The 11,276-nt window shown below is 34.7% G+C and carries 12 protein-coding genes; all 12 read right to left on the reverse strand.

Annotated elements, in window-relative coordinates:
• Positions 1–298, reverse strand: a 298-nt coding sequence (locus AC07XN_RS20555) for a hypothetical protein (RefSeq protein WP_494744400.1), incomplete at its 3' end; no start/stop codon positions are given.
• 1 nt (position 299) lies between these two features.
• Positions 300–1,019: a LytR/AlgR family response regulator transcription factor gene (locus AC07XN_RS20560; protein ID WP_494744401.1), complete on the reverse strand. Its 720-nt coding sequence runs from the start codon at positions 1,017–1,019 to the stop codon at positions 300–302.
• A 116-nt stretch (positions 1,020–1,135) separates the two neighbouring features.
• Positions 1,136–2,407: a serine--tRNA ligase gene (serS, locus tag AC07XN_RS20565; RefSeq protein WP_494744402.1), complete on the reverse strand. Its 1,272-nt coding sequence runs from the start codon at positions 2,405–2,407 to the stop codon at positions 1,136–1,138.
• Between the two features lie 126 nt (positions 2,408–2,533).
• Positions 2,534–3,892, reverse strand: coding sequence for an aspartate kinase (locus AC07XN_RS20570; protein ID WP_494744403.1), 1,359 nt, complete (start codon positions 3,890–3,892; stop codon positions 2,534–2,536).
• Between the two features lie 14 nt (positions 3,893–3,906).
• Positions 3,907–4,314, reverse strand: a complete 408-nt coding sequence (locus AC07XN_RS20575; RefSeq protein ID WP_494744404.1) for a type II toxin-antitoxin system VapC family toxin — start codon at positions 4,312–4,314, stop codon at positions 3,907–3,909.
• Position 4,315: 1 nt separating this feature from the next.
• Positions 4,316–4,552: a DUF2281 domain-containing protein gene (locus tag AC07XN_RS20580; protein WP_494744405.1), complete on the reverse strand. Its 237-nt coding sequence runs from the start codon at positions 4,550–4,552 to the stop codon at positions 4,316–4,318.
• Positions 4,553–4,617: 65 nt separating this feature from the next.
• Positions 4,618–5,094 (reverse strand): 6,7-dimethyl-8-ribityllumazine synthase, encoded by a 477-nt coding sequence (ribH, locus tag AC07XN_RS20585; protein WP_494744406.1) that lies wholly within the window; start codon positions 5,092–5,094, stop codon positions 4,618–4,620.
• A gap of 147 nt (positions 5,095–5,241) precedes the next feature.
• Positions 5,242–5,931, reverse strand: coding sequence for a tetratricopeptide repeat protein (locus AC07XN_RS20590; RefSeq protein ID WP_309922600.1), 690 nt, complete (start codon positions 5,929–5,931; stop codon positions 5,242–5,244).
• 265 nt (positions 5,932–6,196) lie between these two features.
• Positions 6,197–7,339 carry a murein hydrolase activator EnvC family protein gene (locus tag AC07XN_RS20595; RefSeq protein ID WP_494744407.1) on the reverse strand — a complete coding sequence of 381 codons (1,143 nt, stop codon included), beginning with the start codon at positions 7,337–7,339 and terminating at the stop codon, positions 6,197–6,199.
• A gap of 165 nt (positions 7,340–7,504) precedes the next feature.
• Entirely contained in the window at positions 7,505–8,350 is an 846-nt protein-coding gene (gene lolB1 / locus AC07XN_RS20600) for a lipoprotein insertase outer membrane protein LolB1 (protein ID WP_309922595.1), read from the reverse strand.
• 41 nt (positions 8,351–8,391) lie between these two features.
• Positions 8,392–10,128, reverse strand: a complete 1,737-nt coding sequence (locus AC07XN_RS20605; RefSeq protein ID WP_309959248.1) for a tetratricopeptide repeat protein — start codon at positions 10,126–10,128, stop codon at positions 8,392–8,394.
• A 198-nt stretch (positions 10,129–10,326) separates the two neighbouring features.
• Positions 10,327–11,124, reverse strand: coding sequence for a copper homeostasis protein CutC (locus AC07XN_RS20610; protein ID WP_494744408.1), 798 nt, complete (start codon positions 11,122–11,124; stop codon positions 10,327–10,329).
• Positions 11,125–11,276: the final 152 nt, after the last annotated feature.

An 11,276-nucleotide genomic window follows, 5' to 3' on the forward strand; every position in this document is an offset into this window, starting at 1 on the left:
AAATGCTAGCAATTAGTATAACTATCCCTATGACTGTAGCCAAATATTTATACTGATAATTATTTTCCCAAAGCGGAATTATTTTATACATTATAAAGTAGAAATAAATCATATCAAGACTTACGAAGTACAACACAGTTATGAAATTGTATCTGAAGTCTGAAGTAGGGATCGTCCATACTTTCCACAACCCAATAAACATTATTATCCAAAAAACACAATGTAACAAAACTCTTCTTTTAATAGACACCCCTTCAATAGGATATATTTTTAAAAACAACTCGGCAATTTTTTCCATATTAATTAATAGGTTTAATCTTACTCATTAGTGTTTCTTTATAGTTTTGTCCCATTGGAATCATGATATTGTTTTTGAGTTCTATCAAACTATTGCTACTATCAATTGATGTGATTTTATCAGTAGCGATTATATAAGATTTATGTACTCTCATAAAACTTTGAGCAGGTAGAATCTCCACCATCTTTTTCATGGTAATATGGGTAACAATTGGGCGGTCTGCATCAGTGATAATTTTGATATAATCTCTCAGTCCTTCTACATAAATAATATCATTAAAATTTACTTTTATCATCTTACTCCCTTCTTTTACATACACCATAGTTTCTGAAGATGTATGCTTGTCTTCACTATCTGTAAAGCTATATAGACGTTGTACCTTTTCAATCGATTTTTGAAATCGATCAAAAGAAATGGGCTTTTTCAGATAATCAATTACATCCAAATCATAGCTTTCTAATGCATAATCGGCATGGGCTGTCATGATAATTATGTGTGGACTTGGTGAGAGCATCCTGATAAAATCTAGTCCAGATAAATGAGGCATTGATATATCAGTAATAATCAAATCAACGACTTGGTGAGCTAGAAAATTAGAGGCTTCAATGGCATTATCAAAAACTTGAAGGAGTTCTATCGACTGAATTCGAGATAAATAATTTTTGATAAGGTTTTGAGCAGGTTCTTCATCTTCAAGAACAATGCAACGGAGGGTCTTCATACGTTTAAGGTTCAAGTAGATTAATTAGTGGCTTATTTAACTTTAATAACGTAATTTTTTATAGTCATGATTATTAAAATCATGACTATAAAAGGTGATTTGGAAAGTGTTTGATCTTAAGCAATCTCTTCAAAGCCGCAATAAGGCACCAATACTTTTGGTATTTTAATGCCTGTTTCAGTTTGATTATTCTCCAAAATGGCTGCTAAAATACGAGGTAAAGCCAATGCAGAGCCATTAAGTGTATGTAATAACTGAGATTTGCCTTCAGTTTTCATTCTTAATTTTAAACGGTTGGCTTGATATGTCTCGAAGTTTGATACAGAACTTACTTCTAACCAACGACCTTGTGCAGCAGACCAAACTTCCATATCATAAGTAAGGGCAGATGTAAAGCTCATATCGCCTCCACATAAGCGTAATACCCTGTATGGGAGCTCTAACTTTTGAAGAATGCTTTGTACGTGTAATGACATTTCTTCTAAAGCATTGTATGAGTTTTCAGGTTTCTCGATGCGTACAATCTCAATTTTGTCGAATTGATGTAAACGGTTCAACCCACGCACATGAGCACCCCAAGACCCTGCTTCGCGACGGAAACATGGTGTGTAACCTGCATTCTTGATAGGTAAATCTGTTTCTTGTAAAATTACATCACGGTACATATTGGTAATAGGTACTTCTGCCGTAGGAATAAGGAACAAATCATCCTCCGTTGCATGATACATTTGCCCATCTTTATCAGGCAACTGACCAGTACCAAAGCCAGATTCTTTATTAATCAAAATAGGAGGTTGAATTTCGGTATAACCTGCATTAATGGCTTCGTCTAGGAAGAAATTAATCAAAGCACGCTGAATTCTAGCACCTTTTCCTTTATAAACAGGAAAGCCTGCACCTGTGATTTTATTACCTAATTCAAAATCAATGATGTCATATTTTTTGATTAAGTCCCAGTGAGGTTGTGCATTCTCTGGTAAAGTAGGGATTGCTCCATTTTCCAATACAACTTCGTTTTCCTCAGGTGTTTTTCCTGCTGGAACACTGCTATGAGGCAAGTTGGGCAAAGTAACTAATACTTCATATAAGTCAGTTTCGGTATTTTTCAATACTTCTTCCAATTCTTTAGAACGAACTTTCAAAGCACTAGTCTCAGCTTTGGCTGTTTCAGCTTCCTCTTTCTTACCCGCTTTCATCAATCCCCCAATTTCTTTGGCAAGGGCATTTGATTTTGCTAGGGTAGTATCTAATTCAACTTGTGTTTCGCGACGCTTCTCGTCTAACGCTAATACTTTCTCAACGATTTCTTCAGCATCCTTGAAGTATTTACGTTGTAAGCCCTCAATCGTAGTGGCTTTGTTTTCTTTAATTTGTTGTATTTGTAACATAAGTTTTTTCTAAATATCAATGTGCTATTCTTTGAATTAGTACCTTGTATGTTTCCACAAAGATAAAAAAAATAGCCGTGCTGGAAACAGGTTTCACAACACGGCTATTAAGCAATGTCGTTATAATTAAGGAGCGGAGAAAATATCTTTCATCGCATCTTCATATAAAAAACAACGTTCATTCAAAGCATTTAAAGCCGCAGCTTTATTTTTGCCGTGAATTAACAAAGTAATGTTATGCTCGGAAGCACCATAGCAAATCATTCTGATTGGAATGTTTTTCATCGCTTCTAATACTTTCAAGGCAATACCTTCTTTATCAGCCGAGAAGTTTCCAACGATACAAACGATAGTTTGGTCTTTATCACATTCTTCTAAATCTGCAAATTGACGTAATTCAGCCATGATTTCTTCTAAATGTTCGTCGTTATCAATGGTTACCGAGACAGATACCTCCGAAGTCGTAATCATATCAACAGGCGTTTTGTATTTTTCGAATACCTCAAATACTCTACGCAAGAAACCATAAGCATTTAACATTCGGGTTGAGTGAATGTAAATGGCTGTTAAATTATCTTTAGCAGCAATGGCTTTAATTTCACGGTCGGATGTCTTGTCAGCAATCAAAGTACCAAAGGCTGCTGGTTCCATCGTGTTTTTTAAACGAACAGGAACACCTTTCATTTTAGCAGGAGTAATCGTACTTGGGTGCAAAATTTTTGCTCCAAAATAGGCTAATTCGGCTGCTTCTTCAAAGGTCAATTCACGAATAGGGAAGGTCTTCTTTACGATACGTGGGTCGTTGTTATGCATTCCATCAATATCCGTCCAGATTTGTACTTCCTCCGCTACAATGGCACCACCGATTAATGATGCTGTATAGTCTGAACCACCTCTTTTTAAGTTATCTACTTCTCCACGTGGGTTTCTACAGATAAACCCTTGTGTAATAAAGATTTGCTTGTCTGTCAATTGTGAGAGAATAGCCCCTAATTTTTCTTCCGTAAATTTCAATACAGGTTCGTTGTCTGCATCGATAAGCATAAAGTCTAACGCTGGTAATAAAGCTGCGCTAATACCTTGTTCACGCAAATATGCTTCGAACATTTGGGTAGAAAGCAATTCACCTTCTGCTACAATTTCCTTTTCTTGTTTTATCGAAAATGGTTTGATACTTTCTAAAGAACGAATAAACGAAAATTCTTTTTCAATAATTGCTTTACCTTCAGCATAACCCGCTTCTGTACTATAAAGCTCTTTGATAAAAGTTTCGTAATGTGCAAACAACTCATTGATTTTTTGAGTAGCTTCTGCATCATTGTTTGCCTTCAAGGACTCTCCGATAGAAATTAAAGCGTTTGTAGTACCCGAAAGGGCAGACAAAACGACAATTTTACGATTACCGTCTTCAGTAATCAAATTTTTAATTGAGTGCATTCGCTCGGGCTTCCCAACGGAAGTTCCCCCAAATTTCCAGACTTGCATTTTTTCTTCTTTAATTATTGATTATCAATGATTTGTATTTGAGATTGATAGTTTTTAAATTTCTCGTCGGCTGAGATTAATGAGATTTCCTCTTGAAAAGCCGTTGCTATAAGTAGTCTATCAAAAGGGTCTCTATGGTTATCTACTAATTGTATAGTATTGTAAGCGTTGATATGTTCGTTTTTAATAGGTAAAATTTGAAAGTCGACTAGTTCAATTTTTTCAATTAGTTCATTGGTCGAAATGTCAAAATTGGGCAACTTATTTAATCGTTGTTTAATTGCAATTTCAAAAAGACTTATTTGTGAAACCAAAATTTGGTTGTCAGTATCTTTGAGAATAGTCAGTACCTTATTGGATAATTTTGGGCTTTCTAAAATTGCCCAAATAAAAATATGTGTATCAATCAGATATTTTTTCATATTAATACATATACTCGTTCAAATCATCTAAAGGTTCATCAAAATCATCAGGAATAGACAGTTTTCCTTTTAGAACTCCAAGGGTTCTTTCTTTCTTTTTTGTTGTCAACGGTGTTTCATCTACCAAAACAATCACTCTAACAGATTGATTTGCTTTGAGCTGAGAACGAAGATTACTCGGAATATCAATGTGTTGATTATCCGTAAGAATGGTCGGAAATTCGATGGCTTGTAGCATAATTTTATTGTTAAAATGAGCTAAATTTCTCTGACAATTTAAAATACTCCTTATCCTTATATTCCCTAAAACGCCAACATTTTCACCGCTGTAATAGCAGCTTCATCACCTTTATTTCCGTGGATTCCTCCTGCACGGTCTAATGCCTGCTGTTCTGTATTAGGCGTAAGTACACCAAAGATAACAGGTTTATCATATTTTAAGCTTACTGTAGTAAGTCCCTGAGCTACGGCGTTATTAATATAGTCATTATGTTTGGTTTCGCCCTGAATCACGCATCCTATACAAATTACCGCATCAATTTCTGCTTTTTGTGCCATCTTCTGGGCTGCAAACGTTAATTCATAGCTTCCAGGAACGTTTACTCTTATTACGTTTTCTACTTTTGCTCCGTAGGCTAAAAGCGTTTTATGAGCGCCCGCTGCTAAGGCATTAGTAATTTCTTCATTCCACTCTGCCACCACAAGGGCAAACTTTTTATCACTTACGTCTGGTAAGTTTTCTGTGGAAAAAATACTTAGATTTTTATGTGCTGAAGACATTTTAATATTTGCTATTGGCTCTAAAAAGTAAGGATAAATATTTACTCATTAAAGCGGATGTACGAAAGTTTAAAACTAATAAGCTATAAAAAAAGGGATAAGAACTTATGCTCTTATCCCTCTTGTATCAATATTTTATTGATTCCTTTATTCTGAGACAGAGCCTTCTAACACCGCTTTATACTTCTTAGCGTTGATGGATTCAGACGACTCTGCATATTTGTCTACAATTTCAGTATAAACAGCCAACGCCTCTTTTTGTTCGTTGTTTGCTTCGTAAGCAGCAGCCAATTTCATTAAATATGTAGGCGTGAAGAATTTGTTAGCCTTATATTCAGCAGCTTTTTTATAATATGTTATAGCATCGCTATATGCTTTCTTTTCTGTATAAGCATCTCCAATTAAAGAATAGGCACGAGCCTGCACCAATAAATCTGAGCTACTGAATGATTTTAACTGATCAATGGCCGCATCAAATTTACCTTCTTTTAAATTCGCAACACCTGCATAGAAACTTGCTAAGTTTCCAGTATTTCCACCAAAATCCTCAGCAATTTTACCTAATTCTTTAGCAGCTACCTTATTTGAGTCTGCTTCAAATTTATAAACAGCATTAAATAATTTTGCTTGTCCTGCTTCGTCTTGTGTCGTTAAGTAATATTTGTAGCCAAAATAACCTAATATCGCCACTACCAATATACCTGCTACACCATAAACTACGCCTTTGTTTTTTTCAACAGTCGCTTGAACTTTATGAATGTCATGCTCTAATTCGCTTTTTAGGCCATCAGCAGTTTCCAAAAAATCAAGTGGCGTTTTTTCGTCTTTCTTTGTCATTGTTGGTTTTTATCTTTATTTGTTGTCGGTTATTTATCCTTGTATAATGAATTGATAATGAGTTTACAAAGCAAATAACTAATCATTTTTTACTAGCTTCAAAATCGGATTGCAAAATTAGGAAATCTCTTGGAACTTTAAAGGTTTTTGTGTAATCTTTTCAAGCCTAATTTCAAAAGTATAAAAAAATAAGGATTTTAAGCAGTTTTTAAGGAAACATTTTGTCCTGATTCTATGTTTTTTCTATCGAATCTATATACAATACCTATTTCTGACGAAGCCAGTTTTCTGGATTTTGCTTATCAAAAGTTTTCCAAACTTGAAAATTTAGCTCCGAAGTACCATCAGTATCAGAGGCAACCTCACCTACTTTTTGCCCAGCACCTACCTTTTGCCCATTTCTTACTGTTACGTTAGATAATTTACTATAAATGGTAAAATAATCGCCATGTTGAATCGCTACAACCATATAAGTTCCCGGAATAGAAACTACCGACTGTACAACGCCTTCATAAACCACGTTTACATCATTCCCGGCGCTTGTTTGTATATCAATACCATTATTGTTTGTCCTGACTCCTCTCAAAACGGGGTGATTGTGTACTCCAAAACGGCTAGAAATAAAGCCAGAATTAACAGGCCAAGGCATTCTGCCCCGTAATGCCGAAAAAGAACTGGCCAATCTTGTTTCCTCCACATTCAGTGCAATGGCTTTTCTATTTGAAGTAATAACCGGCTTCTTGTTTTGATTACGTCTATTGGCTAATTGCTCACGTTCTTGCGAGCGTTTTATTTCACGCTCTACAATCTTGGCAATCATCGTCTCTAAGCGTTCTACTACTTTTTTATTAGCTTCTAATTGTGCCCTTAGGCTTTTTTCTTTCTGGCTTAACTCCGTAACTACTTCTGTCTGCTTACCTTTTAATACTTGTAAATTTTGAGTTTCTGTGATTTTTTCACGCAAAACAGCATCTTGTTCTTGTTTCTTTTGCAAGATTTTCACTTGTTCTGTCAATAATTCCGACCGTACCTGTTGTATTAAAACTGCTTGTTTTTCGCGTGCTGAAGAATATTGTTGAAGATATTTATAACGACGAATCAGTTGATTGAAATTTGCAGAAGAAAACAAAAAACTTAGCTTGTTGACTTTATTGCTGGTTTTGGCCGCTGTAAAAACCATTTTTGCATACTCTGCCTTTAATTCTTCAAGATTTCCCGAGAGTTTCCCAGTAGCCTTTTTTAGTTCTTCGGCTTCATTTTGAAGTAATTGCTGATTCTCTGAAATGATGTCAATCTGTTTGGCTTGTTTATCAATTCTTTCTCCTAAGGCATTAAGTTTACCAACACTTGCCTCTTTTTTCTGTTCAGTTTTTTCAATAATTTTATTGATTTCCTGAATCTTCTGCATGTTCTCTTGCTTTGCAGCCTCCAACTTTTTCCTTTTAGCAAGGGTTGAATTTTGTGCAAGTGATAGATTTGGAATGAAATATAACAAAACAAGAAGCAGTCCTGAAACGAATTTTAGGGCTGCTTGATGATTACTGATATGTAAATTCAACTTTTTGATAAAGTTTTAATTTTTATTTAAAAGCTTTTCGGGTACTCTAAATGGAAATTCCAGCGGAGTGTCTAATAATTCAACCTTTGTGTGCTTGATATTAACAACGGTTTGATACATTTTTTGATCTTCCTTCGACTGATAATCTAAAGTGATTAAACTTGACTGAGGAAACAAAAACTGATTCAATGTTGTAAAGTCATCAAAGTCTAAAGTTAGTTTATTACTTGTATCTTCTTGTGTAAGCAAGATTTTTTTTAGCTTTTTATTTTCACCAATATAATTATCTATCAATACTTTGTTTTCTTCTTGTTTTAATAAGAAGTATTCATTGCTACGAACTACTCTCGATTTATTTTTTTTGAAGGGACGATTCCCCACTACCAACGCTTGCAAAATATCATAGCTTACATTGAAGTTGAATTTTTCCGCAAAATCATTATAAGTATATTCTTTGTATTCGCCATGATATTTATCATAAAGCTTTACGAGACTATCGTTGAAAAGGGCTGTAGCCACAGTAATACCAAATGCTGATACGTTCATCCAAATTAAACTGTCTTTACGCATTCTGATATCAACAGTAAAGCTTTGGTTATCATTGGGCGATTTGTATGAAACTTTTGCTTTTGCTTTTAAGTATTTAAAATCAATCTCGTCTATTTTAACTTTTTCGTCCTCTGTTATAGCTACTTCTGGTTTAGAGGATGGTATGGTAGTCAGAGAATCAATTACTGGCTTCGTATCAGCTACTTTTAATGAATCAATAGACGAAGCATCGGAGGTTTTATTGATATGTTGACGTTTACAAGAAGCAATAAAAAATGTAAACGCTAAGAGTATTAATGAGTAATGTTTCATATTTTAAGATTAGGAAATTAATAGCTTAAGGATTATAAATTTTATTCTATTAATTTCATTTCTGCGATTTTTTTGTCAATTAATGTACTGGTTGTGCCTATGGTTTTAGCTTTTTTCCACTGTTCTACAGCTTTTTCTTTTTCACCTAATTGAAAAAGCACATCACCATAATGTTCCACAATTGTACCACTATTACTTTTATTCTGAACAACGGCTCTTTCTAAATAGATTCTAGCCTTGTTATAGTCTTTCATCACATAAAGTACCCAGGCGTACGTATCCAAATACGTACCATTGTCTGGATGTTTTTCCACCAGTCTTGCACCCATTTCAGCCGCTAATTCCAGTTTATCTTTTCTTAAAGATAGGAAATAACTATAGTTATTCAGTACATGGTCATTGTTGGGGTCAGCTTTCAGCGCAGCTTCATAGGCTTCATCCGACTTCTGATATTTGCTTAAACTATTATAAGTATCGCCCAACAGCGCATTGATGTGCTGATATAACTCAGAATTTGTGGGTGTTAATCGTCTAGCTTCTTCTAAAGACTCTGCCGCTTTGTTATGATTTCTTTTTTGATAATATGCCGAACCATTCAAGTACCAAAATGCAGATTGATTTGGAAATACCTCTATGGCTTCTTCACTATGAACAATGGCACTGTCTATTTGTCTTAACTTAAAATCAATGTTGATGATATTTCCCCAAACTTCATTGATAGATTTATCCAGCCTAGCTGCTTTTACATATTCATCTCTGGCTGATTTCTCATCACCTTTTTGAAAAAGCAAATCACCATAAATAGCATGAGATTTTGGGTCTTGTGGATTAGCCTTAATCAATACCTTCACCAAATTAAATGCTGTTTGTTTTGATTTTTCATCTTTGGCCATGTTCATATAGCCAATCAGGATACGAGCCTTGGTGGTAGCATCAAGACTGGCATCGGCAAAAGCTAATTCTAACTCACGATTACATTTATCAATTTCTCCTTTTTCCTGATACAACTGTGCCAACATAATATGAGCCTGTGCATTTTCAGGATTCATTTTCAGAATTTTCTCAAGATAAGGAATGGCTTGGTCATTACGCTTGTTCGACATCAGCAATTCTGCTTGGTCTATGTTGTAATCTATCTCCTCAGGGTCAGATAAAATTAGTTTTTCACCCTCTTTAATGGCTTCATCTACTTTACCTATTTTTACCAAAACCATCTGTTTCTGACGGGTAATTTCTTCATTAATACCGATGATTTTTTCAGCTCGGCTATACGCTTTCAATGCTTCATCAAAGTGATTATCAAAAATATAAACGGCTGCTTGTGCTACATAGAATTCAGATTTTGAAGGATTCAAAGCAATCAGGTTTTGGTAAACTCTTGCTGCTGCATCATATTTTTGTTTTCTTACATACAAGTCTGCCAATAACTCTCCATAGGCTTCGTTTTCGTTATTCAGTTGAAATGCTTTTTCAGCATATAAAATAGCCTTGTTTTCGTCTTTTAATTTTTGATAATTATTAGACAAAGCATACAAAATTCCGCTGTTATCAGGTACGATAGCAAGAGCCTTTTCATAAAATTCAACCGCTTTGTCGTAGTCTTCCATCATATAGAATTTCATTCCTTCGGTAAAAAACGATTCTGCTTCAAGTAATTGAGCTTTCGATTGCTCTTCTTTTTTCTTAGAAGATTCACGTTTTTGGGCATACGAAAACTGACTAATTATTAATAAAGTAGCCAGTATTGAAAAAAAATATCGAAGATTAAAATTCATCATTTAATATGTAGCAGATTGAAGAAAAAAATATTTCTAAGACAATTTTGTCTGTATCAGTATTTTCCGTTCTTCAAAGTTAAGGAAAATCTGTTTAAGTCGTTCTTGAAACTAAATTGCCTTAAAGAATTAAATGCAATTTAGTTTCAAGCCTACTAACGAATAATGTTGTAATTAGGTATATCAAAAATACTTCAAATTTTAAGGTTTTGTTTCATTTTTTACTCGAAATTCTTGATTGAGCAAATCTACCACCGCTTTTATTTTTTCACTATCCGAATAGGCAATTTCATATTCAGGTACTGCTGGTAAACCGCCCATCGCAATGCCTTCTTTTCGGTAGGTCATCATGGAATCTCTCGTAGATTTTCCTGTTAGGTGAATGGCATCAACTCCTGTTTGGGCAATTTGTATAGCGTTCCCTAGATTTACGCCACTACCCACCATAATTTGTATTCTACCTTTTGCCTGTTCTACGATAGCCGCAATCTGTTCTATGCCATCTATGGCTAGGTTCTTTTGACCAGAAGTTAATATCCTGTCACAACCCGCTTCAATAATAGCTTCTAATGCTTCAGAATAATCAGGTGTCATGTCAATTGCTCTATGGAAAGTTACTTCCATTGGCGAGGCTAGTTTTACCAATTCAGCAGTTTGTTGAATGTTTACACGGCCATCGGGGTGTAAAATGCCCAATACGATACCAGCACAACCTAATGCTTTCATGGAAAGAATATCTTCTTTCATGATAGCAATCTCTTCATCAGTATAACAAAAGTCTCCACCTCGAGGGCGAATCATGGCATTGATTCCAAGCTTGATTTTTTGAGTGACTATTTTTACTAAACCAGCTGAAGGCGTAGTGCCACCTTCAAACATTGAACTACAAAGTTCTATTCTATTTGCTTGGGCTTTTTCTGCCGCCACACACGATTCAAAAGAATAAGCACAGACTTCTACGAGGGGTTTTTGTTGTAAAGTAAGGGTTGAATACTTCATTGGGACAAATTTAATGTTTATTTAATCTCTTGGGAAGATTATAGTATTTTATTGAATTTCAGGATAATAAAAGAATATAGCTACAAAATTGTAAATAATTATAGCTTTAAATGTACTTTTTTCAAATAAATTTAGTTAATTCAACACAAGAT

The sequence above is a fragment of the Arcicella sp. GW458-12-2-14-TSB2 genome (assembly GCF_059423785.1).

What these genes read in the sequence shown, in the direction of transcription:
- AC07XN_RS20560 (WP_494744401.1), bottom strand. Translation starts at nt 1,019, where the DNA reads ATGAAGACCCTCCGTTGCATTGTTCTTGAAGATGAAGAACCTGCTCAA.
- serS (WP_494744402.1), bottom strand. Translation starts at nt 2,407, where the DNA reads ATGTTACAAATACAACAAATTAAAGAAAACAAAGCCACTACGATTGAG.
- AC07XN_RS20570 (WP_494744403.1), bottom strand. Translation starts at nt 3,892, where the DNA reads ATGCAAGTCTGGAAATTTGGGGGAACTTCCGTTGGGAAGCCCGAGCGA.
- AC07XN_RS20575 (WP_494744404.1), bottom strand. Translation starts at nt 4,314, where the DNA reads ATGAAAAAATATCTGATTGATACACATATTTTTATTTGGGCAATTTTA.
- AC07XN_RS20580 (WP_494744405.1), bottom strand. Translation starts at nt 4,552, where the DNA reads ATGCTACAAGCCATCGAATTTCCGACCATTCTTACGGATAATCAACAC.
- ribH (WP_494744406.1), bottom strand. Translation starts at nt 5,094, where the DNA reads ATGTCTTCAGCACATAAAAATCTAAGTATTTTTTCCACAGAAAACTTA.
- AC07XN_RS20590 (WP_309922600.1), bottom strand. Translation starts at nt 5,931, where the DNA reads ATGACAAAGAAAGACGAAAAAACGCCACTTGATTTTTTGGAAACTGCT.
- AC07XN_RS20595 (WP_494744407.1), bottom strand. Translation starts at nt 7,339, where the DNA reads ATGCAGAAGATTCAGGAAATCAATAAAATTATTGAAAAAACTGAACAG.
- lolB1 (WP_309922595.1), bottom strand. Translation starts at nt 8,350, where the DNA reads ATGAAACATTACTCATTAATACTCTTAGCGTTTACATTTTTTATTGCT.
- AC07XN_RS20605 (WP_309959248.1), bottom strand. Translation starts at nt 10,128, where the DNA reads ATGATGAATTTTAATCTTCGATATTTTTTTTCAATACTGGCTACTTTA.
- AC07XN_RS20610 (WP_494744408.1), bottom strand. Translation starts at nt 11,124, where the DNA reads ATGAAGTATTCAACCCTTACTTTACAACAAAAACCCCTCGTAGAAGTC.